The organism is Streptomyces sp. DS1-CR2 (genome assembly GCF_055760475.1).
Map to the genome: position 1 here is coordinate 1,416,618 of NZ_CM147085.1, position 23,082 is coordinate 1,439,699.

Here is a 23,082-nt window from a genome sequence, read left to right on the forward strand (position 1 = left end):
GTCAGCCGGCGGTGAGGATCACCGAGCGGGTGAGGTGGCGCGGCTGGTCGGGGTCGAGTCCGCGGGCGGCCGCGACGGCGACGGCGAGGCGCTGCGCGCGCACGAGTTCGGCGAGCGGGTCGAGGCTCCCCTCGACCCAGAGCGCGCCGGTGCCGGCGACCTGCTCGGCGAGCCCCTCGGGCGCCGCGCCGATCATCCAGGTGGCGGTGCCCGCGGTGGTGACGCTGATGGGGCCGTGGCGGTACTCCATCGCGGGGTATGCCTCGGTCCACGACAGGGATGCCTCGCGCATCTTCAGGGCGGCCTCGTTCGCGAGTCCGACGGTCCAGCCGCGTCCCAGGAAGGTGAACTGGCCGCACTCCACGAGGCCTTCGGGCAGCGGCGTCTCGAGCGCGGTGCGCGCGTCGGCGACGGCCTGCTCGGTGTGCAGGCCGAGGTGGGCGCGCACGAGCGTGAGCGCCGTCGTCGCGAAGCGGGTCTGGACGACGGACTGCTCGTCGGCGAAGTCCAGGACGATCACGTCGTCGGCGGCGGAGACGATCGGTGTGTTCGGGTCGCCGATGACGGCGGTCGTCCGGATGCGGCCCTTGACCGCGGCGAGCAGCTCGACGACCTCGGTCGTGGTGCCGGACCGGGACAGCGCGATGAGGCGGTCGTAGGGGCGCCCGGCCGGGAACTCCGAGGCCGCGAACGCGTCGGTCTCGCCCTGCCCGGACTCCTCGCGCAGCGCGGCGAAGGCCTGCGCCATGAACCACGAGGTGCCGCAGCCGACGATCGCGACGCGCTCCCCCGGCGCGGGCAGCTTGGCTGCCTCGCCCGCGGCCAGGCCCGCCGCGCGCGTCCAGCACTCCGGCTGGCTGTTCAGCTCGTTCTCGACATGGCTCATGCCGTGCCCACTCCCTGATGTGTCGTGTCCGTGGGCCGGTCGAGTACGCCGCACGCGCCGCGCTCGACCGACCCCGTCGAGCGTATGCTCGTTCCTGCAAGAATTCGATATGTTTCGAGCATAACCAAGCATCAGGTAGTGCGCTAGGGTCACCGGAGATCGACGATTGGAGGCCGCGGATGTCCCGCGACGCCCGCTGGAAGTCCCTGCTGGAACTCCTCGTGGAGCGGGGGCGCCTGGATGTCGAGGAGGCGGCGGCCGATCTGGGGGTGTCCGCGGCCACGATCCGGCGCGACTTCGACCAGCTCGCCGAGCAGCAGATGCTCGTACGCACCCGGGGCGGTGCCGTCGTCCACGGCGTCTCCTACGAGCTGCCGCTGCGCTACAAGACGGCGCGCAACGCCTCCGAGAAGGAACGGATCGCCAAGGCGGTCGCCGAGCTGATCACGCCGGGCGAGGCGGTCGGTCTGACCGGCGGCACTACGACGACCGAGGTGGCGCGCGCACTCGCGGTCCGCCCCGATCTCGCCTCCGGCTCCCCGGCCCTCACGATCGTCACGAATGCGCTGAACATCGCCAATGAGCTCGCGGTGCGGCCCCAGTTCAAGATCGTGGTCACGGGCGGAGTCGCCCGGCCTCAGTCGTACGAGCTCATCGGCCCGCTCGCGGACGGCGTGCTGAGCCAGATCACCATCGACACGGCCGTGCTCGGTGTCGTCGGTTTCGACGTCGCGCACGGCGCCGCGGCGCACGACGAGGCGGAAGCGGCCATCAACCGGCTGCTGTGCGAACGGGCGGAGCGCGTGATCGTCGCGGCGGACTCCAGCAAGCTGGGCCAGCGCGCGTTCGCCCGGATCTGCCCGACGGAGCGGATCGGCACCCTGGTCACGGACAGCGCCGTGGACGCGGCGACGGTGGAGCGCTTCGAGGAGGCGGGGGTCAAGGTCCTCGCGGTGTGACACTCCGAGCCACACCTACGGTTTTCATGACTGCGGTCCCGCCCCCACGGGTGGGGCCGCAGTCATTTCCCTGCGCCCGGTCCGGCGGATGTCGCGGCCGTCACGCCTCGAACCGTCTTGTCGCCGGCCTGGGTGGCGCCCTACCCTGACTTTGTGCCGACACTAAACAAACTCCGGACCGTCAAGGACGACAGCCCACGAACCGCGTCCCTCACCCGCCTGCGTATCGCGCTCACGGTCTTCTTCGCGCTCGACGGCTTCATCTTCGCGGGATGGGTCGTGCGCATCCCCGCCGTGAAGGAGCAGACCGGCGCTTCGGCGAGCACGCTCGGGCTCGCACTCCTCGGCGTCTCCGCGGGGGCCGTGATCACGATGATGCTCACGGGGCGCCTGTGCAGGCGCTTCGGCAGTCATCCGGTGACCGTGGTGAGCGGTGTGCTCCTGGCGCTGAGCGTCGCGCTGCCTCCGCTCACCCACTCGGCGCTCGCCCTCGGCCTGGTCCTGCTCGTGTTCGGCGCCGCGTACGGCGGGATCAACGTGGCGATGAACAGTGCCGCGGTCGATCTCGTCGCCGCCCTGCGCCGCCCCGTCATGCCGAGCTTCCACGCGGCGTTCAGCCTCGGCGGCATGCTCGGCGCGGGGCTCGGCGGCCTGGTCGCGGGCCACGTCTCCCCCACCCGGCACCTCCTCGCCCTCACCGTCATCGGCCTGCTCGTCACGGCCGCCGTCGGCCCCACACTCCTGCGCCACGACGCCCCCACGGCCTCGGACGACCACGGTCGTATACGGGACGAGGCCGCATCGGCGTCCGAGCGGCCCTCCGGGCGCGTGCGCGGGCTCGTCCTCGTCTTCGGCCTCATCGCCCTGTGCACCGCGTACGGGGAGGGCGCGCTCGCGGACTGGGGCGCGCTGCACCTGGAGGAGGACCTGCACGCCCATCCCGGCGTGGCCGCGGCAGGCTATTCCTGCTTCGCCCTGGCCATGACCATCGGCCGGATCAGCGGGACGACGCTGCTCGAACGCCTGGGCAGGACCCGCACTCTGGTGTGCGGCGGCGCCACCGGCGCGGTCGGCATGCTGCTCGGGTCGCTCGCCCCCACTGTGTGGCTGGCGCTCCTCGGCTTCGCCGTCACAGGCCTGGGTCTCGCCAACATCTTCCCCGTGGCGGTCGAACGCGCCGGCGCCCTGGCCGGACCCACAGGCGTCGCCGCCGCGTCCACGCTCGGCTACGGCGGCATGCTCCTCGGACCGCCGATGATCGGCTTCATGGCGGACTGGTTCTCGCTCCCCGCCGCGCTGACCAGCGTGGCCGTACTGGCGGGCGTCGCCGCCCTGATCGGCTTCGCGACCCGGCGCGCAGCCGTCTCCTGACCCGCACGCCACGAGCATCCCGCAAGGACGCATTCAAGCCAGGTCCCATCGGGCAGACTCCCGCCATGGAGACTGCGGAACACATAGAGACGCTCGACGAGGAGGGCCGCCTCCTCGCCCGCGCCGCCGAGACGGCAGGCACCGACGCCAAGGTGCCGACCTGCCCGGGGTGGGACGTACGGGACCTGCTGCGGCACGTGGGCATGGTGCATCGCTGGGCCACGGCGTTCGTCGCCGAGGGGCACACGTCGTACCACCCCGACGACGGCCTGCCGGATCTGGACGGAGCGGAGCTCATCGCCTGGTTCCGCGAGGGCCACGGCCGGCTCGTCGGGACGCTGGCCGGCGCCCGGCCCGACGTGGAGTGCTGGACGTTCCTGCCCGCGCCGTCGCCGCTCGCGTTCTGGGCGCGGCGACAGGCGCACGAGACGACCGTCCACCGGGTGGACGCGGAGTCCGCGCTGGCCGGGACGCCCGGCGTGATCCCCGCGGAGTTCGCCGTCGACGGCATCGAGGAGCTGCTGCTCGGCTTCCACGCGCGCGGCCGGAGCAAGGTGCGGTCGGACACCCCGCGCCTGCTGCGCATACGGGCCACCGACGCCGGCCGGGCATGGACCGTACGGATCTCGCAGGAACCGCCGGTCACCGAGCGGGACGGAGCGGGCGAGGCCGACTGCGAGCTGTCGGGTCCCGCGGCACGGCTCTATCTGTCGCTGTGGAACCGGCTCCCGTTCCCGAGCCTCACCGGCGACACCTCACTGGCCGCGCTGTGGCGGGAGCAGTCGGGGATCACCTGGAACTGACGACCTGCCGGGCCGCCTGCGGGCCTCAGCCCTTCGGGCCGTCCGCGAGCATCCGCCCCAGTACCGCGCGCTGCAACGGTCGCACCTCGGTGTGCAGGTCGCGGCCCTTCTGCGTCAGGCAGACCCGTACGCCGCGGCGGTCCTCTGCGCACATTCCGCGCGTCAGGAGGCCGTCCTTCTCCAGGCGGCCGATCAGGCGCGACAGGGCGCTCTGGCTGAGATGGACCTGCGCAGCGATCTCCTGCACGCGGAAGGAGGAACTGCCGTCCTCCGCCGTGCCGGCGGCCAGGACGTCGAGCACCTCGAAGTCGCTGGCGCCCAGTCCGTGCTGATGCAGCTCGCGATCAAGCTCGCACATGGTGCGCGCATGCACCGCAAGGATGTCCCGCCACTGATCCACGAGGCCGGGCTCGGCCCTTTTCGCCGCCATAACCGCACGGTAGCAGAAAAGACAGGCATTGTTGCATCGGAATTAAATGCACTTGCAGTCAATGCATACGCATGTAGTGTGCTCCGCATGACCTCTCCGCTCGCCCACACTCCTGCGTCCCAGGAGCGTTGGTCCCCCCGTCTGTGGGGCACACTGCTCGTCCTCTGCGCCGCGATGTTCCTCGACGCGCTCGATGTGTCGATGGTCGGAGTCGCGCTGCCGTCCATCGGCTCGGAGCTCGACCTGTCCACGTCGACCCTGCAATGGATCGTCAGCGGCTACATCCTCGGCTACGGCGGCCTGCTGCTGCTCGGCGGCCGCGCGGCCGACCTGCTCGGCCGGCGCCGGGTGTTCCTGATCGCCCTCGGCGTCTTCGCCCTCGCGTCCCTGCTCGGCGGACTCGTCGACTCCGGGCCGCTCCTGATCGCCAGCCGCTTCATCAAGGGCCTCAGCGCCGCGTTCACCGCGCCGGCCGGCCTGTCCATCATCACCACGACGTTCGCCGAGGGCCCGCTGCGCAACCGCGCGCTCTCCATCTACACGACCTGCGCCGCGACCGGCTTCTCCATGGGCCTCGTCCTGTCCGGCCTGCTCACCGAGGCCAGCTGGCGCCTGACCATGCTGCTGCCCGCGCCGATCGCCGTGATCGCGCTGCTCGTCGGCATCAAGCTCATCCCGCACAGCGAACGCGAGAAGAACCACCGCGGCTACGACATCCCCGGCGCCATCACCGGCACCGCGTCGATGCTGCTCCTCGTGTTCACCGTCGTCCAGGCACCGGAGGCGGGCTGGGCCTCGGCCCGCACCCTGCTGTCCTTCCTCGCGGTCGCCGCCCTGCTCGCGGTGTTCGTCTCCATCGAGCGCCGCTCCCCGGGCCCGCTGATCCGTCTCGGAGTGCTGCGCTCCGGATCGCAGATCAGGGCGCAGCTGGGCGCGATGGCGTTCTTCGGCTCGTACGTCGGCTTCCAGTTCCTCGTCACCCTGTACATGCAGTCCCTGCTCGGCTGGTCCGCGCTGCACACCGCGCTCGCGTTCCTGCCGGCGGGCGCCCTCGTGGCGCTCTCCTCGACGAAGGTCGGCGCCATCGTCGACCGGTTCGGCACCCCGCGCCTCATCGCGGTCGGCTTCACCTTCATGGTGATCGGCTACGCGCTGTTCCTGCGCATCAACCTCGACCCGGTCTACGCGTCCGTCATCCTGCCGACGATGCTCCTGATCGGCGCGGCCTGCGCCCTGGTGTTCCCCTCGCTCAACATCCAGGCCACGAACGGCGTCCACGACGACGAACAGGGCATGGTCTCGGGCCTGCTCAACACCTCGGTGCAGGTCGGCGGCGCCATCTTCCTCGCCGTCGTGACGGCCGTCGTCACCGCGAACTCCGGCGAGGGCTCCTCCCCGCAGGCCGTCCTCGACAGCTTCCGGCCCGGTCTCGTCGTCGTCACCGCGATCGCCCTGGTGGGCCTGCTGATCACCCTCACCGGACTGCGGACCCGTCGTCCGCAGGACACGATCCTGATCGCGAAGTCGGTGCAGGAGGAGGGGTCGGCGCAGGAGTCGATGAAGGACGAGGCGGACGCCGTCGCGCGTACGGAGCCCGTCGCGGTCCGCGACTGACCCTCAGGTCCTCGACCCCATCGCATGGGGTGCGCCCGGCCGGCAGTCCCCTGCCCGCCGGGCGCACCCGCGTGTCAGCGGCGCGTGTCCGCTCAGCCGAGCCAGCCGGGCCGCACGAGGCCCGACTCGTAGGCGAGCACGACCAGTTGGGCCCGGTCACGCGCGCCGAGTTTCACCATCGTGCGGCTCACATGTGTCTTCGCGGTGAGCGGGCTGACGACGAGACGGCGGGCGATCTCCTCGTTCGACAGGCCGATGCCGACCAGCGCCATCACCTCACGCTCGCGCTCGGTGAGCTGCCCGAGCGACTCGGCCGCCGCGGGCTCCTTGGAGCGCGCCGCGAACTCGGCGATCAGACGGCGGGTCACCCCCGGCGAGAGCAGCGCGTCCCCGTGCACCACCGCCCTCACGGCACGCAGCAGTTCCTCGGGCTCGGTGTCCTTGACGAGGAACCCGGACGCTCCGGCGCGGATCGCCTCGAAGACGTACTCGTCCAGTTCGAAGGTGGTCAGCATGACGACCTTCACGCTTTCCAGCGCGGCGTCGTCGCTGATGCGGCGGGTCGCGGCGAGCCCGTCGAGGACCGGCATGCGGATGTCCATCAGGACGACGTCGGGCCGCAGTTCGCGTACGAGCCGCACCGCCTCGTCTCCGTCGGAGGCCTCCCCCGCGACCTCGATGTCGCTCTGCGCGTCGAGCAGCGCCCGGAATCCGGCGCGGACGAGCGACTGGTCGTCGGCGAGCAGTACGCGGATCAACGGTTCTCCTCCGTCGGCGTGAACGGCAGTTCGGCGAGCACCCGGAAACCGCCGTCGGGCCGCGGTCCCGCCTCGATCGTGCCACCCAGTGCGGCGGCCCGCTCACGCATCCCCGCAAGCCCGTTCCCGCTGCCACCGGCCGCCTCATGGCTGGCCGGCCCGTCGTCGTCGATGCGCAGGGACAGCGCGGTACCCGAGTACCGCACCTCCACGCGCGCGTTGCGCGACTCCGAGTGCCGTACGACGTTGGTGAGCGCCTCCTGCACGATGCGGAACGCGGCGAGGTCGGCGCCGGGCGGCAGCGCGGCGCGGGATCCTTCCGTGTCGATGTCGACGGTGAGGCCCGCGCTCGCGGCCTGCTCCACGAGTTCCGGGAGCCGGTCGAGACCTGGGGCGGGGGCCCGCGGCGCGTCGCCCGGGGTCCGCAGGGTGTCGAGGACCTGGCGGACCTCGCCCAGCGCCTCCTTGCTCGCGGACTTGATGGTGGTGAGGGCGGTACGGGCCTGCTCGGGGTCGGAGTCGAGCAGCGCCAGTCCCACGCCCGCCTGGACGTTGATGACCGAGATGGAGTGCGCGAGCACGTCGTGCAGCTCCCGTGCGATCCTCAGGCGCTCCTCGTCGGCGCGCCGCTCTGCGGCCTTCTCGCGCTCGGCGTGCTCCTTCGCCCACTGCTCGCGGCGCGTTTTGACCAGCTCGGAGAAGGCCACGATCGCCAGGACCCACGCGGCGATGAAACCCTCCTGCCCCCAGGACACGGCATCGTCCCCCGACGGCGGCAGATGCGCGTACAGCCAGTGCGCCACGAGGACATGCCCCACCCAGAACATGCCGACCGCCGCCCACGCGGCTCTGCGGTGCCCCGCGACGATCGCCGCGTAGCAGCCCACGGCCACGGTGATGAAGACCGGACCGTACGCGTAGCCCGCGCCGAGATAGACCGTCGCGCACGCCGCCGTACCGAAGGCCACGAGGACCGGGTAGCGCTGACGCCACAGCAGGAGAACGCCACCCGCGATCAGCAGCACGCGGGCGAACACGTCGAGGCCGGCGCGATCGGTCTGGGCGTGCGCCGCGAAGGTCGAGCCGACGAGGACGAACGCGGTGATCAGGACGGTGGACCGCCAGGGCCAGCGCGGCCCCTGGCCCGAGGCGCCCCACCAGGGCGGCCCGTAGTGGCCTCGCCGGGCGGCACCGGTCGCCGTCCAGGGCGGCCCGTAGCGCCTGAGGTGCGGCGGACCCGCCCAGGTCCGGTGCGGGCCGCCGGCCCCGCGTCCGTGCTGCTCATCCATGACCGCAACGCTAGACGCCGCACGCCGTCGCGGGCGTCAGCCGGGCGAGGTGATCACGCCTACTCCCCGGGGAGTACGCGACGCGGTTCGGGCGGCGTGCGTCACGCCCGGGCAACGACTTTCACTCCCGGGCCGGGGGCGTGTCATTCCCGGGGCAGCACCAGGCCCACGCCGTGGGCGAGCTGTGTCGCGGCGTGCGTGAAGAAAGTGGCACGGTCCTCCACGACCCGGTTGAACTGGCCGAAGAGCTCGAAGCCGATCAGGCCGAACAGCTGTGCCCAGGCGGCGACGAGCGCGGCCACCGTCGCGGGCGGCAGGTCCGGGGCCAGGTCGGCGCCGAGCCGCTCGGCCTCGGGCCGCAGCTCCTCGGGGAGCGGCGGCTCCGCGATCCCGCGGCCCTGATGGGCGTCGCGGACGATGCCGAAGAACAGCAGCCCGACGCGCGACGCTGCCGGGACGGTTGTCATCGGCGCGGTGTATCCGGGCACGGGCGAGCCGAAGATGAGCGCGTACTCGTGCGGGTGGTCGAGCGCCCAGGCGCGGACGGCTTCACTGACGGCGACCCAGCGGCGCACGGGTGCGATCGCCTCGGTCTTGCTGTCGGAGGTCTTCGCCCTGCCGGTGCTCTTCGCCGCCTTCTTGAGCAGGGCGGCGTCCGCCCGCTCGGCCGCCTCGCCGACGGAGTCGTACGCGTCGATGATGAGCGCTGTCAGGAGGTCGTCGCGGCTGGGGAAGTATCGGTAGAGCGCCGAGGAGACCATGCCCAGCTCGCGGGCGACGGCGCGCAGGGACAGCTTGGCGGCGCCCTCGGCCGCGAGCTGTCTGCGGGCCTCGTCCTTGATGGCGGCGGTGACTTCTTCCCGGGCCCTGGCCCTGGCTCCTCGTGCGGTGCTCATACGGGCAGTGTGCCACGGCTTCGGAGCAGTGCACACGTTCCGGATCGATGCACTCGTTATGGATCAGTGCACTCATTTGCGAGCAGTGCACTCAGTGGCGAGCGGCGCGCTCAGCGGCGGCGAACAGAAAAGAGAGCACTGCTCTTGCTTTGGATCACCGATCTCGTGCACACTGATCTCAGGCGAGAGCGGTGCTCTCGCAACCGAGGTCGAGACCGCCTCCAGCGGCGCCCGCATCGGGCCACCCACACCAAGGAGAACCCCCATGACCGCGAACGCCCAGTCCGGCTCGTCCTCCTCCCCCAGCCCTTACTACCTGAAGGGCAGCCGCCTCAACGTCCGGCTGAATGGCGTGATCGGCTGGCTCGCGCGGCACGGCGTCAGCCTGATGGGGTCCGCCGAGCTCTCCGTGCGCGGCCGCAAGAGCGGTCAGATGCAGCGCATCCCGGTCAACCCGCACACGTACAAGGACGCGCAGTACATCGTCTCGGCCCGCGGGCACTCCCAGTGGGTGCGCAACATGCGCGTCGCCCAGGCCGGCGAGCTGCGCGTCGGGCGCAAGGTCCGCACGTTCACCGCGACCGAAGTGCCCGACACCGAGCAGAAGACGGCGATCCTGCGCAGCTACCTGGAGAAGTGGGGCTGGGAGGTCAACCAGTACTTCCAGGGCATCACTGCCAAGTCGACCGACGACGAGCTGGCCGCGGCCGCGCAGGACCACCCGGTCTTCCTCATCACGATCGAGAAGTAGCCTCCGGATCGTCGACCGTCGGCACGGCCGACGGATCAGCCGAGGACGCGGCCGGGGATGCCGGCCGGTCCAGACGGCTCAGGACGCGACCCGCCATCGGATACGTCCTGACGATCTCGCCCAGCGTCGTCGATCCGCGGGTGATGCGGGCGAACGCCTTCCACGCGGGCCTGAACCCGGTGATCGCCGCGTGCAGCACGCCGGGCCTGCGCTCGAAGACGCTCAGCATCCACCTGCCGACGCTCATCTCGACCCCGAGCCCCGCCTTGACGGCGAACGCGTAGTTCAGAGCCTGCCGGCGCGCGTCCACCGCGTCGTGCGCCTCGGAGACGCGGACGGCCCACTCCCCCGCGAGACGACCCGACCGCAGTGCGAACGAGATGCCCTCGCGGGTCCACGGTTCGAGGAGACCCGCCGCGTCGCCACACACGAGTACGCGGCCGCGCGAGAGCGGTGAGTCGTCGGCACGGCAGCGCGTCAGATGGCCGGAGGAGACGGACGGTTCGAAGCCGGCGAGGCCGAGCCGGGCGATGAAGTCCTCCAAGTACCGCTTCGTGGCGGCGCCCTCGCCCCGCGCCGAGATCACACCGACGGTCAGGGTGTCCCCCTTGGGGAAGACCCAGCCGTAACTCCCGGGCATCGGGCCCCAGTCGATGAGGACGCGGCCCTTCCAGTCCTCGGCGACCGTCTCGGGAACGGGGATCTCCGCCTCCAGACCCAGGTCGACCTGGTCGAGTTTCACCCCGACATGAGCCCCTATGCGGCTGGCACTGCCGTCCGCCCCGACGACGGCGCGCGCCAGGACCGTCTCGCCGTCCTGGAGGATCACCGCGACCGTGCGCCGGTCGGGCACGGCCGAGCCGTGCTGCTCGACCCGCGAGACCGTCGTCCCCGTGCGCAGCTCGGCGCCCGCCTTCTCGGCGTGCTCGACGAGCTGGTGGTCGAAGTCGGCGCGGTTCACCAGGCCGAAGAGCATGTGGCGGGAGCGCCGGGTGCGGGTGAACTTCCCGTCGAGGGAGAACGTCACCGCGTCGATCCGGTCCCGGAACGGCAGCTCGAATCCCGGCGGCAGTGCGTCCCTGGAAGGGCCGATGATGCCGCCGCCGCACGTCTTGTACCGGGGCAGTTCCGCCTTCTCCAGAAGGAGGACGCTGCGTCCGGCGACCGCTGCCGCGTAGGCGGCCGAGGCGCCGGCGGGACCGGCGCCCACCACGACGACGTCCCACACCTGCCCGCCGTCACCGGCGTCCGCCGCGCGCTCGCCCGTTCCGTTGCCGTCCGTCGAGTTCTCGCTGCTCACGATGGTCTACTGCTCCCGATCCAGCCGCCTGCCGCACCTTTCCCAGGCATCCTACGGCGGTGTCCTGCCGACCCCTTGTGGCAGGATCGGCACCGCATGCCCTGTGCACGAAACGCTCACGCACACCAGCCGACGGCGGACCCGCACGGACGCGTGCGAAAGCCGCATACGTACACACACGTGCAACGTCGCACCCACGAGGAGCGTTCCCATGTCACCGAATCCGATCGCCGAGACCGTCGCCTCGCTCATGCCCGGGGCCCGGACCGAGCTCGCCGAACTGGTGGCGTTCAAGTCGGTGGCGGACTTCGACCAGTTCCCGAAGAGCGAGAGCGAGGGCGCCGCGAACTGGGTGGCGGACGCGCTGCGCGCCGAGGGCTTCCAGGACGTCGCGCTGCTCGACACCCCGGACGGGACGCAGTCGGTGTACGGCTTCCTGCCGGGCCCCGAGGGCGCGCCGACCGTTCTCCTGTACGCGCACTACGACGTGCAGCCGCCGCTGGACGAGTCGGCGTGGGTCACGCCGCCGTTCGAGCTGACGGAGCGTGAGGACGGCCGCTGGTACGGGCGCGGCGCCGCGGACTGCAAGGGCGGCGTCCTGATGCACCTGCTCGCGGTGCGGGCGCTCAAGGCCAACGGCGGTGTCCCGGTGAACGTCAAGGTGATCGCCGAGGGTTCCGAGGAGCAGGGCACGGGCGGTCTCGAGCGGTACGCCGAGCAGCACCCGGAGCTGCTGAAGGCGGACACGATCGTCATCGGTGACGCCGGCAACTTCCGGGTCGGCCTGCCGACGGCCACGTCGACGCTGCGCGGCATGACGCTCGTCCGCGTCCAGGTCGACACTCTCGGTGGCAACCTGCACTCGGGCCAGTTCGGCGGCGCGGCCCCGGACGCGCTCGCGGCGCTGGTGCGTGTCCTCGACTCGCTGCGCGCCGAGGACGGCTCGACGACGGTCGACGGTCTCGCGGGCGACGCCGTGTGGGACGGCCTCCAGTACGACGAGGGCCAGTTCCGCGAGGACGCCAAGGTCATCGACGGTGTCGAGCTGATCGGTTCGGGCACGGTCGCCGACCGCATCTGGGCCCGCCCCGCCGTCACCGTCCTCGGCATCGACTGCCCGCCGGTCGTGGGCGCGACGCCGTCCGTGCAGGCCGGGGCGCGCGCCCTGATCAGCCTGCGGGTGCCGCCGGGCACGGACGCCGTGGAGGCGACGAAGCTCCTCGTCGCGCACATCGAGTCGCACACCCCGTGGGGCGCCCGCGTCCAGGTCGAGCAGATCGGGCAGGGCCAGGCGTTCCGCGCTAACACCGGCAGCCCGGCGTACGCGGCGATGACGGAGGCGATGAGCGTCGCGTACGACGGTCAGGAGATGCAGTACGCGGGCCAGGGCGGCTCGATCCCACTGTGCAACACGCTGGCGTCGCTGTACCCGGAGGCGGAGATCCTGCTGATCGGCCTGAGCGAGCCCGAGGCGCAGATCCACGCGGTGAACGAGAGCGTGTCGCCGCAGGAGCTGGAGCGGCTCTCGGTCGCCGAGGCGCTGTTCCTCCAGAACTACGCCGCGATCTGAAACGCGTCACAGCCGTCGTCTACGCCCCGGGCAGAACTCTTCTGCCCGGGGCGTAGCCATGTCCCCCGGACAGCTGCGCGTCCCTACGGTCGGCGTATGAGTGTCTACGGCATCACCGATGTGATCGAGGTCGTCCCGCGGCTGCACCTGTTGCGCTTCCCGGTGGGGCAGGCCTATCTGTGGGACGACGGGGGCGAGTTGACGCTGGTGGACGCGGGGGCCGCCGGCGCCGGGACGGCGATCGCCGGCGCCGTACGCGCGCTCGGCCACCATCCGCGCCGGGTGCGCCGGATCGTCCTGACCCATTTCCACGAGGATCACGCGGGCGGCGCGGGCGAGTTCGCGGCGCTCAGCGGGGCGGACGTGTGGGCGCACCCGCTCGACGCGCCGTTCGTACGCGGCGAACGGCCCGGCCCCGCCCCGGAGTTCGAGGACTGGGAGCGCCCGCTGTACGCACAGGCGCAGAAGCTGCTGCCGCCACCGCCGGCGAATCCTGTACTACCGCGTGAGGTGAGGGAGTTGGCGGACGGAGACGTGCTCGACTTCGGCGGTGGCGCCCGCATCGTCGCGGTACCCGGGCACACGGACGGCAGTGTCGCGCTCCATCTGCCCCACCACGGCGTGTTGTTCACCGGTGACGCCGTGGCCGCGTCCCCGCTGGACGGGCAGGTCATGTTGGGCGTGCTCAACCTCGACCGCGCGCGGTCCGTCGAGTCCTTCCGCACCCTGGCCTCGCTCGACTCCGACGTGGCGTGCTTCGGGCACGGCGACCCGGTGACCGGCGGATCGGCGGCGGCCCTGCGTGCGGCGGTCACACGCCTCGATGCCGCGTAGGCATCCGCGTACGGCGTCAGCCCACCGGCACTCCGGCCTCCAGGTAGAGGGCGGCGCCGCGCTCGCGGGCCCGCAGCGCCCAGCGCAGGCGCTCGTACCGGACGGGAGGCAGAAGTCCGGCAGCTTCCTGTTCGGTGACGAACCGCCAGCCGCGCAGCTCCGGGCCCGGAAGGATCACGCGGCGGGCCTCGGCGCCGTCGAGGCGCCCGCCGTCGAAGAGCAGCCGCAGGCCGCCGTACGCGGGAGGTGCGGGCGCCTCCCAGTCCACGACGAGCAGGCCGGGCAGCTCGGGGAGCTGGATCCCGGTCTCCTCGGCGACCTCCCGTACACCGGCCCTGGCGGGGGCCTCTCCGGGTTCCACAACACCGCCGGGGAACTCCCAGCCGGCCTTGTACGTGGGGTCGACGAGGAGCACGCGGTCCTCCTCGTCGAAGAGGAGTACGCCCGCGGCGACGGTCTCACCGGTGGGCTCGGGCGTCTGGACGATGTCGCAGGGCTCGACGGCGCCGGTGCGCACGGCCTCGGCGATGCGTTCGGCCGCTCCGTACGCGCTGAGCGCGCTGGTGTCGACGGGGTGGGCGTCGGCGGTGAGCCAGGTGGCCAGCGCCGTGCGGTAGGCCTCGATGCGGTCGTAGGACCACTGGCGGACGCGGAGCTCGCCGTCGCGTGTCTCGGGCGGTATCTCGCGCCGGGCTATTCGCTCGCGCAGGATCGTTTCAGCCGGGGCGAGGAGCACATGGCGTACGGGGATCCTGCGGGCGGCGAGACCGCCGAAGATCTCGTCGCGGTACTCCTGGCTGAGCAGCGTCGCCGGGACGACGAGGACGCCGCCCACCTCGGCGAGCAGCGCGGCGGCGGTGTCGACGACGAGCCGCCGCCAGATGCGCAGGTCCTGGATGTCGGTCACCTCGGCCAGCTGCTTGGCGGGCAGCAGCTGCGCGAGTTCCCCGCCGATCGCGTCGGGGTCGAAGAGCGTGCTGTTCGGGATCAGCTCGATCAGTTCCCGTGCGGTGGTGGTCTTCCCCGCACCGAAAGCACCGTTGATCCAGACGATCACGGTTCCCCCTCCTCTGTCGGCCCTCTGAGGCTTGCCCGCAACAGCGTGCGGCGGAAACCAGCGCCTGATGGGGGCGCGCCTCGCGTACGCCTCGCGCACGTCACCGAGTTCCGCGAACCAGCCGCGGGGGCCGCTTAGGATCCGCTCCGTGGACCTTCCCGAAGAGTTGATTCGCCTGCAGCACGACGCCGATGACAAGGGCCGCACCCTGGAGCACCTCGATGACGGGGAGCGTCAGGCGCAGCGGGACGCCTGGTTCGAGGCGGCGGCCAAGGTCGAGGCCGCGGTCACGGCGTACGCGCAGGAACAGGGCCTGAACCGGCACGACGTGGCGAAGACCCTGCGCCAGGCCGCCCGCCGGCCGCACTCCCAGAGCTGATTCCGGAAGGTGTACGGGAGCGTTCCCTCCTTGACGTGTGTCCGCGCGGCCAGGGGGATCCATGCGACAGGGTGAACAGCGTCGCGGCGACACGGACGCGCCCCCGGCGCTCCCCGTGGTCTACGAGAGCGGTGACTGCGTCGTCGTCGAACTGCGCGGCGAGGTCGACATCGTGACGCTCCTGGACTCCGTCGCCCTGCTCGAGACGGTGGCGGCGGGCCAGGCCGCCACCGTGTTGATCGACCTGACCCGCACGACGTTCTTCGACTGCTCGGGCCTCACCCTCCTCATGCGCACCCGCCGCCGCGTGGAGTCCCGCGGCGGCCGCCTGAGGGTGGTCTGCACCCAGCCGCTGACGCTACGCCTGCTGGAGGTGACGGGCCTGCTGCCGCTCTTCGCCCCGGCCCCGACCGTCGAGGCGGCGGCACGGCAGGACTGGAGCGGCAGGGCTGGAGCAGCCGGCCCGGCTAGCCCTTACTCGACCCCAACGTGAGCCCCGCGATGAAGTGCCTCTGCAGGAGCAGGAACACCAGGATCGTGGGGAGGGCCACCAGGACCGAACCGGCGGCCAGGAGGTTGTAGTCGGTGAAGAATTGGCCGCGGAGGTTGTTGAGGGACGACGTGATCGGGAGTTTGTCGGGGTTCGAGATGAAGATCAGGGCCCAGAGGAAGTCGTTGTAGATCCAGGTGAATTCGAGCGTGCCGAGCGCCGCGAGAGCCGGGCGGCACAGTGGCAGCGTGATGCGCCAGAACTGCGTCCACAGTCCCGCGCCGTCGACGATCGCCGCCTCGAGGATTTCCTGAGGAAGCGTCCGCATGAAGTTCGCCAGGACGAAGACGCAGAATCCCAGCTGGAATCCGATGTTGACGATGATCAGGGCCCAGTACGAGTCGTACATCGTCAGCGAGTCCGACATCCACCACGGCAGCGGAATCTTCAGGAAGAGAACGTACAGCGGGGTGACGAGAACCTGGGGTGGCAGCAGGTTTCCCGCCGTGAAGAACATCAGGAGCACGATTCCGCCGCGCACCTTGATGCGCGACACCGCGAAGGCGACGAACGAGGCGAGAAAGAGTGTGATCAGGACGGCCGGGACGGCGATGATCAGGGTGTTCTTGAAGTACTCGCCCATCCCCGAGTCGCTGAAGGCCTCACGGTAATAGTCGAAGGACAGGTGCTTGGGCAGCGAGAAGTAGCCGTGCTGCGCCGTCTCCTCGTAGGGCCGCAGCGAGGCGTACACCGCGAGCAGGAGCGGCGCGAGGAACGCCAGCGAGACGGCCATGAGGAAGATGTGCACCCCGAACCGGCCGCGCCTGCGCGGGTGTTCACCGCGCCGGTCGCCGCCGGCCAGGGAGCGGCCCCGGGCGGCGGGGGACGTCGTACGGATGTCGGCGGTCATCGGTCGCGCGCACCTCGCAGCTCTTGGACCAGGAACGTCACGATGAATCCCAGGGAGACCGTGAGGAGGACGACCGCGATGGCCGAGCCGAAGCCGATGCGGCTGGCCTCGCCGATGACGTTGTCCGTGATGAGGACGGACAGCAGCTCCAGGCCGTTGCGGCCCTTGTTCACGGCGTAGACGATGTCGAAGGCGCGCAGCGACTCGATGACGGTGATGACGCCGACGATGACATTGACGGGGCGCAGGGTCGGGAAGACGACGCGGAAAAAGGTCTGGCGGGCGTTCGCGCCGTCGATCGCGGCGGCTTCTTTCAGTGTCGGGTCGACGGATTTGAGGCCGGCGAGATAGAGGATCATCACGTATCCGGTGTGCCGCCAGCTCGCGGCCAGCATCATCATCCAGATGTTGAGGTCCGAGTCGCCCAGCCAGTCGATCGGGTTCTCGTGGTTGTCGAGAACGGTGTTGACGACGCCCTGGTCGGTGCCGAGGACGAGCTGCGCCATGAATCCGACGACGGCGAGTGAGAGCACGACCGGCATATAGAGAGTCGACTGGTAGAAGCGGCTGAAGCGCACGCCGCGGTCGATGAGTACGGCGAGGAAGAGGCCGAAGGGTGTGGCGATCAGGCCGAGAAAGGCGAGCCACAGGAGGTTGTGGCGCACGGCCGGCCAGAACGGCGGATAGTTGTCGACGAGGTTCTGGTAGTTCTTTCCGCCGACCCAGTGGATGTCCCCGATGCCGTCCCACGACGTGAAGGACAGTCCGATGGAGGCGAGCGTGGGGCCCCAGATGATGACGATGTCGAGCAGTACGGGTATTCCCAGGAGCACGACGAGAACGGCGAGGTCACGGCGGGTGAACCGCCGCGACCTCCGCCGCCCTGCGCGCCGCGCGGTGTTCAGCGCCACGGAACGCATTCCCCCACTACTCAGCTGACGGCGGACGAGAAGATTTCCTTCTTCTGCCGTTCGATCCGGTTGACGAGGCCGTCGACGTCGTTCGGATTTCCGATGAAGTCCTGAAGCGCCTTGATCATCACGGTCTGCGCGAAGTCGGGCCGGGTGTCGCGGTCCATGAACTGCGATATCTGCTTGGCCCCGGAGACAAGTTCGGCGGACTTCTTCTGCAGCGGGGTGTACTTGGAGGTGTCGGCGCCGTCGTTCACGGCGACGTTGTTCGGGTCACCCGCGAGATAGATGTCCTCGGCCCCGGGAGTGCCGAGGTAGGTGAGGAGCGCCTTGCCCGCGTCGATGTTCTTGGCCTTCTTGGCGATCAGGAATCCGTCGATGGGAGCTTCCACCGCGTCCTGCCCGTACTGGGGATCGATCTCCGGGAACGCGAAGAAGTCGATGTCCCCGCGCTCGTTCTCCGGGAACTGCTGGCCCGGGTGCGGCATCCCGAAGACGGCCATGCCGGTCTGGCGCTTCTGCAGGCTCTGAGCGGCCTCCTCCCAGGTCCGGCCGAGCGCGCCCTTCTGGTAGTACGGCATGAGTTCGCGCCAGAGGTCGAACACCTTCTTGACCTTGGTGTCGGTCCAGGCTTCCGTACCCGCCATGAGGCCCTTGTGGAAGTCGTATCCGTTCAGGCGCATGTTGATGTAGTCGAAGGTGCCCATCGCGGGCCAGCCGTCCTTGTCGCAGAACGCGACCGGGGTGCCGTCCTTGTGCATCTGCTTCGCCAGGGCGATGAAGTCGTCCCAGTTCTTGGGCTGTTCGTAGCCCTTCTTCTCGAAGAGGCTCTTCCGGTGGAAAACGGCCCACGGATAGTAGTAGTACGGCACGAAGTACTGCTTGCCGTCGTGCGTGGACTGATCCTTGAGCGCCTGCGAGAAGCCCTTGAAGCCCTTCCAGACGTCGTCGACGTCCGTCAGGAGGCCCTTCTCGGCGAAATACTGCATGCGGTAACCGGCGAACCACATGAAGACGTCGTCCGGGGTGCCCTGGAGATAGCGCGTGATGTTCGTCTGGAACTCGTTGTGTTCCGTGGTGTTGACGTCGACTTTCTTCCCGGACTTCTTCTCGTACGCCGTGAAGGCCGCCGCGAACGCCTTCTTCGGCACCGCGTCCGAGGAGTTGGACCCCACGGTGACCGTCTTCTTGTCGCCGCCCGGGCCGGCCCCGCACGCCGTGAGCAGTGCCGGGAGCGTGAGCGCGCCGGCGCCCACCGCCGTACCCCGCAGGAGACCCCGACGGGACATCCGATGTCCTGTCGCGCCCCCGGGCGCGCCAGAACCGTAGAACGATGACTGTGCCATGTCCCCCTCCTGGGGCCGCAACCCAACACAACCGAACGCGAGGGTTGGATCCCACTCCCAACTCCCGTGAGGGTCAAGGGTTCTGACGGGACATCGGGCAACCGTTACCGCATCTCTTCCAACAGAGTCCAACACGGCCTACCGTAAACGCGCGCCACTGACGCGAACATGACGTCACCCCACCTTTCGCGAGTACGGAGGACGTAACGATGCGTCACCTTTCCACCCGCACCTCTCGCACCACCCGCCGAAGAGTCGTCGGAGCGTTGGCCACCGGGCTGCTGTGTGCCGCGGGCGTCACGGCGCCGGCCGCGGTCGCCGACCCGCCGAAAGGCGGTGCGACCGGCTCGCAGAGCGCAAGTGTCCAGGAGGTCTCGCCCACGCTCGACGACGGGCTCGCGCTGACCCCTCCCATGGGTTTCAACAACTGGAACTCCACGCACTGCCGCGCCGAGTTCAACGAGGCCATGGTCAAGGGCATCGCCGACATCTTCGTGGACAAGGGCCTCAAGGCCGCGGGCTACCAGTACGTCAACCTCGACGACTGCTGGGCCCTGCCGCAGCGCGACGCGAACGGCAAGCTCGTGCCGGATCCCGCGCGCTTCCCGGGCGGCATCAAGGCCGTGGCCGACTACGTCCACTCCAAGGGCCTCAAGCTCGGCATCTACACGAGCGCGGGCACCAAGACGTGCAGCGACATCGGCTTCCCCGGCGGCCTCGGCCACGAGTACAGCGACGCCCAGCAGTTCGCCGACTGGGGCGTCGACTACCTCAAGTACGACAACTGCAACAACCAGGGCGTCGACGCCAAGCAGCGCTACCGCACGATGCGTGACGCCCTGAAGGCCACGGGCCGGCCCATCGTCTACAGCCTCTGCGAATGGGGATCCAACAAGCCCTGGGAGTGGGCGGCCGACGTCGGCCATCTATGGCGCACCACCGGTGACATCAGTGACAGCTGGGGCTCGATGCTCTCCCTGATGAAGCAGAATCTGCCGCTCGCGCAGTACGCGGGGCCCGGGCACTGGAACGACCCCGACATGCTCGAGGTCGGCAACGGCGGCATGACCGCGACCGAGTACCGCACCCACTTCTCGATGTGGTCGATCATGGCCTCACCGCTGCTCATCGGCACCGACCTGCGCAAGGCCTCCGCCGAGACCCTCGACATCCTCGGCAACCGCGAAGTCATCGCGGTCGACCAGGACCCGCTGGGCAAGCAGGGCACGGTGCTCTCCTCCGAGGGCGGGCGCTGGGTCGTCGCCAAGGAGATGAAGGACGGCAGCCGCGCCGTCGCCCTCTTCAACGAGTCGGGCAGCGCGCAGCGGATCGCGACCTCGGCCGCAGCGGTCGGACTGCCGCACGCGAGCGCCTACACGCTGCGCGATCTGTGGCAGCACAAGAGCTACAACACGGCCGGGGCCATCTCCGCGACCGTGCCCGCCCACGGGACCGTACTGCTACGGGTCGCCGCCGACGACGAGTGGGCCGCGAACCCGCCCGCCGTCGAACTCGGCGTGAGCGGCGCGCCGTTCGTCGAGGCGGGAAAGATCGCCCGCCTCACGACGTCGGTCACCGACCTCGGCCGCACGACCGCACGCCAGGTGTCCGTCGCACTGGACGGGCCCGCAGGGTGGAGCGTCAGGCCGGCCTCGCCGACCGGCGCCGGATCCCTGCCGACGGGCAAGGCGCTCACCACGTCGTGGACCGTGACCGCGCCGGCGGGGACCGCGACGGGGGCGTACGACCTGTCCCTCAAGGCCACGTACCGCTCGCCGGGCGGGGTGCGGGCCCAGAGCGCGCTGCCGCTGACCGCGCACGTGGTGGTCGCGCCGCCGGCCGGGGCCTCGTCCCTCGGCGATCTGCCGTGGCTGTCCACGACGAACGGGTGGGGGCCCGTCGAGCGCAACACCAGCAACGGGGAGAGCGACGCGGGTGACGGGCATCCGATCACCATCGGCGGCGTCGTGTACGGGAAGGGGCTCGGCGTGCACGCGGACAGCGCCGTCGAGTACTACACGGGCGGATCGTGCGAGCGCGTCACCGCGAGTGTGGGCGTCGACGACGAGAAGGGCACGAAGGGCACCGTGACGTTCGAGATCTGGGCCGACGGCAAGAAGGTGGCATCGACCGGCACCCTCACCAACGCGGACGCGGCGGAGCAGCTGTCGGCCGACGTGGGCGGGGCTCAGGCGGTACGCCTCGTGGTGACCGACGCCGGCGACGGCGTGGACTCCGATCACGCGGACTGGGGGGACGCGACGCTGTCCTGCTGACGCGTCAGGGGGTGGCGTCGGGGCAGAACTTCCTGTCCCGACGTCGCCCCTTCGAACTCAGGTGACGCGTCTTCGAACTCAGGTGACGCGTCAGAGCGCCGACACGTCCCGGTCGCGCGTGAGCGCAGCCGCTGCCGCTGCCGCTCCGACGAGGCCCGCGTCCGTGCCCATGCGGGCCGGGGCCACCGTGAGGCGCTGCACGAACGACAGCGTCGCGTAGTCACGCAGCGAGCGGCGCAGGGGCGCGAAGAGGACTTCTCCCGCCTTCGCCACTCCCCCGCCGATCACCGCGATGTCGATCTCCACGAGCGTGGCCGTCGCGGCGATGCCCGCGGCCAGCGCCTGGGCGGCGCGTTCGAATGAGGCGATGGCCACCTTGTCGCCCGCGCCCGCGGCCGCCGCCACCGCCGCGGCCGACACGTCGCCGTCCGCTCCGGGACGCCAGCCGCTGTCCAGCGCGCGGCGCGCGATGTTCGGCCCGCTCGCGATGCGCTCCACGCAGCCGCGCGCCCCGCACGGGCACGAGTCCCCGTCCAGATCCACGCTGATGTGGCCGATGTGGCCCGCGTTGCCTGTAGGGCCCGGGTGCAGCTTGCCGCCGAGGATCAGGCCGCCGCCGACGCCGGTGGAGACGACCAGGCACAGCGCGTTGTCATGGCCTTGCGCCGCGCCCTGCCAGTGCTCGGCGGCCGTCATCGCCACGCCGTCCCCGACCAGATCGACGGGCAGGCCCCCGGTGACCGCGCGGACCCGGTCCACGAGCGGGAAGTCGCGCCAGCCCGGCACGTTGACCGGGCTCACCGTGCCGGTGGAGGCGTCCACCGGACCCGCGCTCCCGATGCCCACGGCCCGCACCCGCACCCACAGCGGCGCGGAAGTCAGCTCGCGCAGCACCTCCTCGACGGCCCGCATCACCGTGTCGCCGTCCTCCTTGGCCGGAGTCGGCCGCTGCGCCCGCAGCAGGATGCGGCCGTGGTCGTCCACCAGGGCCCCGGCGATCTTGGTGCCGCCGATGTCGAGCGCGGCGACGAGGTCGGTCTGCATCAGTGTGAGGTCCCCTGGTGAAATGGCAGGTCGGAGAATGCGATGCATAGTCTCTCCCGCATCTGACAACGTTGTCCAGGGCCTATGCTCGACGCCACATCCTCCTACAGCATGATGAACCCCCTGGAACCGCAGCGACGACAGGACAGGACAGCCCACCGTGGACCGCACCGCCCGCCGCCCCGACAGCCGTTACGGCAACCGCCCGACCATGAAGGACGTCGCGGCGCGCGCCGGGGTGGGACTCAAGACGGTGTCCCGTGTCGTGAACGGCGAGCCGGGGGTCACCCCCGACACCGAGCGCCGCGTCCAGGAGGCCATCGAGGCCCTGGGCTTCCGCCGCAACGACAGCGCGCGCGTCCTGCGCAAGGGCAGGACCGCGAGTATCGGCCTGGTGCTCGAGGACCTGGCCGACCCGTTCTACGGGCCCCTGAGCCGCGCCGTCGAGGAGGTCGCCCGCGCCCATGGCGCGCTGCTCATCAACGGGTCGAGCGCCGAGGACCCGGAGCGCGAGCAGGAACTCGTCCTCGCGCTCTGCGCACGCCGGGTGGACGGGCTCGTGGTGATCCCGGCCGGTGACGACCACCGCTATCTGGAGCCCGAGATCGCAGCCGGTGTCGCGACCGTGTTCGTCGACCGTCCCGCCGGGAAGATCGACGCGGACGTGGTCCTGTCCGACAGTTTCGGGGGCGCGCGTGACGGCGTCGCGCATCTGATCGCGCACGGCCACCGCCGTATCGGCTTCATCGGTGACCAGCCGCGCATCCACACCGCCGCCGAGCGTCTGCGCGGCTACCGGACCGCGATGGAGGACGCCGGGATAGTCGTCGAGGACGCGTGGATGTCGCTCGGTGTGACCGATCCGGAGCGGGTGCGGCGCGCCGCGGAGGAGATGCTCGCGGGGCCCGAGCCGGTCACGGCGATCTTCGCGGGCAACAACCGTGTGACGGTGACCGTCGTACGGGTCCTGTCCGAGGTGGACCGCCCCGTGGCGCTCGTCGGCTTCGACGACATCGAGCTGGGCGATCTGCTGCGCCCCGGCGTGACCGTCGTCGCACAGGACGCCGCACAGCTGGGCCGCACGGCCGCCGAGCGGCTTTTCCGGCAGCTCGACGGGCTGTCGGTGGCGCCGGAGCGGATCGAGCTGCCGACCCGGCTGATCACGCGCGGCTCGGGCGAACTGCCCCCGGCCGACTGACAGTTGAGGC

The 23,082-nt window shown here is 70.7% G+C and carries 22 protein-coding genes; 11 read left to right on the top strand and 11 right to left on the bottom strand.

The window, feature by feature from the left end; all coding sequences use genetic code 11:
* Nucleotide 1: 1 nt before the first annotated feature.
* Entirely contained in the window at nt 2–886 is an 885-nt protein-coding gene (locus ACY0PA_RS07085) for an SIS domain-containing protein (protein WP_473083856.1), read from the bottom strand.
* Between the two features lie 179 nt (nt 887–1,065).
* On the opposite strand from ACY0PA_RS07085, the gene ACY0PA_RS07090 reads away from it, so the two are divergent.
* The 3 genes from ACY0PA_RS07090 (at nt 1,066) to ACY0PA_RS07100 (ending at nt 4,019) form a co-directional block, all read left to right on the top strand.
* Complete coding sequence (locus tag ACY0PA_RS07090; protein WP_473083857.1) at nt 1,066–1,845, top strand: DeoR/GlpR family DNA-binding transcription regulator; 780 nt, start codon at nt 1,066–1,068, stop codon at nt 1,843–1,845.
* 153 nt (nt 1,846–1,998) lie between these two features.
* On the top strand, nt 1,999–3,216 hold the full coding sequence (locus ACY0PA_RS07095; protein ID WP_473083858.1) for an MFS transporter: 1,218 nt from the start codon (nt 1,999–2,001) through the stop codon (nt 3,214–3,216).
* 65 nt (nt 3,217–3,281) lie between these two features.
* Entirely contained in the window at nt 3,282–4,019 is a 738-nt protein-coding gene (locus tag ACY0PA_RS07100; protein WP_473083859.1) for a maleylpyruvate isomerase family mycothiol-dependent enzyme, read from the top strand.
* 25 nt (nt 4,020–4,044) lie between these two features.
* On the opposite strand, the gene ACY0PA_RS07105 is transcribed toward ACY0PA_RS07100, so the two are convergent.
* Nucleotides 4,045–4,449 carry a MarR family winged helix-turn-helix transcriptional regulator gene (locus ACY0PA_RS07105; protein ID WP_473083860.1) on the bottom strand — a complete coding sequence of 135 codons (405 nt, stop codon included), beginning with the start codon at nt 4,447–4,449 and terminating at the stop codon, nt 4,045–4,047.
* 87 nt (nt 4,450–4,536) lie between these two features.
* Here ACY0PA_RS07105 and ACY0PA_RS07110 point away from each other — a divergent pair, with 87 nt between their 5' ends.
* Entirely contained in the window at nt 4,537–6,063 is a 1,527-nt protein-coding gene (locus tag ACY0PA_RS07110) for an MFS transporter (RefSeq protein ID WP_473083861.1), read from the top strand.
* Between the two features lie 92 nt (nt 6,064–6,155).
* Here the strand turns inward: ACY0PA_RS07110 and ACY0PA_RS07115 are convergent, their stop codons facing one another.
* The 3 genes from ACY0PA_RS07115 to ACY0PA_RS07125 all read right to left on the bottom strand — a co-directional run bounded on the left by ACY0PA_RS07115 (nt 6,156) and on the right by ACY0PA_RS07125 (nt 9,006).
* Entirely contained in the window at nt 6,156–6,821 is a 666-nt protein-coding gene (locus ACY0PA_RS07115; RefSeq protein WP_375998949.1) for a response regulator, read from the bottom strand.
* Nucleotides 6,818–8,110 carry a sensor histidine kinase gene (locus ACY0PA_RS07120; RefSeq protein ID WP_473083862.1) on the bottom strand — a complete coding sequence of 431 codons (1,293 nt, stop codon included), beginning with the start codon at nt 8,108–8,110 and terminating at the stop codon, nt 6,818–6,820. Before ACY0PA_RS07120 ends, ACY0PA_RS07115 begins: the two co-directional genes overlap by 4 nt.
* A 143-nt stretch (nt 8,111–8,253) precedes the next feature.
* Entirely contained in the window at nt 8,254–9,006 is a 753-nt protein-coding gene (locus tag ACY0PA_RS07125; protein ID WP_473083863.1) for a TetR/AcrR family transcriptional regulator, read from the bottom strand.
* Nucleotides 9,007–9,271: 265 nt separating this feature from the next.
* On the opposite strand from ACY0PA_RS07125, the gene ACY0PA_RS07130 reads away from it, so the two are divergent.
* A complete protein-coding gene (locus tag ACY0PA_RS07130) occupies nt 9,272–9,757 on the top strand; it encodes a nitroreductase family deazaflavin-dependent oxidoreductase (protein WP_473083864.1) in 486 nt (161 codons plus the stop codon).
* Here the strand turns inward: ACY0PA_RS07130 and ACY0PA_RS07135 are convergent.
* Nucleotides 9,741–11,057, bottom strand: coding sequence for a geranylgeranyl reductase family protein (locus tag ACY0PA_RS07135; protein WP_473083865.1), 1,317 nt, complete (start codon nt 11,055–11,057; stop codon nt 9,741–9,743). The genes ACY0PA_RS07130 and ACY0PA_RS07135 overlap by 17 nt on opposite strands.
* A 211-nt stretch (nt 11,058–11,268) precedes the next feature.
* Here ACY0PA_RS07135 and ACY0PA_RS07140 point away from each other — a divergent pair, with 211 nt between their 5' ends.
* Together ACY0PA_RS07140 and ACY0PA_RS07145 are read left to right on the top strand one after the other, a co-directional pair.
* Nucleotides 11,269–12,627, top strand: a complete 1,359-nt coding sequence (locus ACY0PA_RS07140; protein WP_473083866.1) for a M20/M25/M40 family metallo-hydrolase — start codon at nt 11,269–11,271, stop codon at nt 12,625–12,627.
* Nucleotides 12,628–12,723: 96 nt separating this feature from the next.
* Nucleotides 12,724–13,461 carry an MBL fold metallo-hydrolase gene (locus ACY0PA_RS07145; protein ID WP_473083867.1) on the top strand — a complete coding sequence of 246 codons (738 nt, stop codon included), beginning with the start codon at nt 12,724–12,726 and terminating at the stop codon, nt 13,459–13,461.
* A 16-nt stretch (nt 13,462–13,477) separates the two neighbouring features.
* On the opposite strand, the gene ACY0PA_RS07150 is transcribed toward ACY0PA_RS07145, so the two are convergent.
* The gene (locus tag ACY0PA_RS07150) at nt 13,478–14,518 is read right to left on the bottom strand and encodes an NUDIX hydrolase (RefSeq protein ID WP_473083868.1); all 1,041 of its coding nucleotides are present in this window, start codon (nt 14,516–14,518) and stop codon (nt 13,478–13,480) included.
* 148 nt (nt 14,519–14,666) lie between these two features.
* Here ACY0PA_RS07150 and ACY0PA_RS07155 point away from each other — a divergent pair, with 148 nt between their 5' ends.
* Nucleotides 14,667–14,897 (top strand): hypothetical protein, encoded by a 231-nt coding sequence (locus ACY0PA_RS07155; protein WP_473083869.1) that lies wholly within the window; start codon nt 14,667–14,669, stop codon nt 14,895–14,897.
* 61 nt (nt 14,898–14,958) lie between these two features.
* On the top strand, nt 14,959–15,390 hold the full coding sequence (locus ACY0PA_RS07160) for an anti-sigma factor antagonist (RefSeq protein WP_473083870.1): 432 nt from the start codon (nt 14,959–14,961) through the stop codon (nt 15,388–15,390).
* Here ACY0PA_RS07160 and ACY0PA_RS07165 read toward each other — a convergent pair.
* From ACY0PA_RS07165 to ACY0PA_RS07175, 3 genes are read right to left on the bottom strand one after another with little or no spacing between them, the layout of a single operon-like run.
* Nucleotides 15,365–16,297, bottom strand: a complete 933-nt coding sequence (locus ACY0PA_RS07165) for a carbohydrate ABC transporter permease (RefSeq protein ID WP_473083871.1) — start codon at nt 16,295–16,297, stop codon at nt 15,365–15,367. The genes ACY0PA_RS07160 and ACY0PA_RS07165 overlap by 26 nt on opposite strands.
* Nucleotides 16,294–17,217 (bottom strand): carbohydrate ABC transporter permease, encoded by a 924-nt coding sequence (locus ACY0PA_RS07170; protein WP_473083872.1) that lies wholly within the window; start codon nt 17,215–17,217, stop codon nt 16,294–16,296. Before ACY0PA_RS07170 ends, ACY0PA_RS07165 begins: the two co-directional genes overlap by 4 nt.
* An 11-nt stretch (nt 17,218–17,228) precedes the next feature.
* Nucleotides 17,229–18,497 carry an ABC transporter substrate-binding protein gene (locus ACY0PA_RS07175; protein ID WP_473083873.1) on the bottom strand — a complete coding sequence of 423 codons (1,269 nt, stop codon included), beginning with the start codon at nt 18,495–18,497 and terminating at the stop codon, nt 17,229–17,231.
* Nucleotides 18,498–18,763: 266 nt separating this feature from the next.
* Between ACY0PA_RS07175 and ACY0PA_RS07180 the strand changes: the two genes are divergently transcribed.
* Nucleotides 18,764–20,830 (top strand): NPCBM/NEW2 domain-containing protein, encoded by a 2,067-nt coding sequence (locus ACY0PA_RS07180; RefSeq protein WP_473083874.1) that lies wholly within the window; start codon nt 18,764–18,766, stop codon nt 20,828–20,830.
* A gap of 90 nt (nt 20,831–20,920) precedes the next feature.
* On the opposite strand, the gene ACY0PA_RS07185 is transcribed toward ACY0PA_RS07180, so the two are convergent.
* Nucleotides 20,921–21,874, bottom strand: a complete 954-nt coding sequence (locus ACY0PA_RS07185; protein WP_473083875.1) for an ROK family protein — start codon at nt 21,872–21,874, stop codon at nt 20,921–20,923.
* 160 nt (nt 21,875–22,034) lie between these two features.
* On the opposite strand from ACY0PA_RS07185, the gene ACY0PA_RS07190 reads away from it, so the two are divergent.
* Nucleotides 22,035–23,072, top strand: coding sequence for a LacI family DNA-binding transcriptional regulator (locus tag ACY0PA_RS07190; protein WP_473083876.1), 1,038 nt, complete (start codon nt 22,035–22,037; stop codon nt 23,070–23,072).
* Nucleotides 23,073–23,082 lie beyond the last annotated feature (10 nt).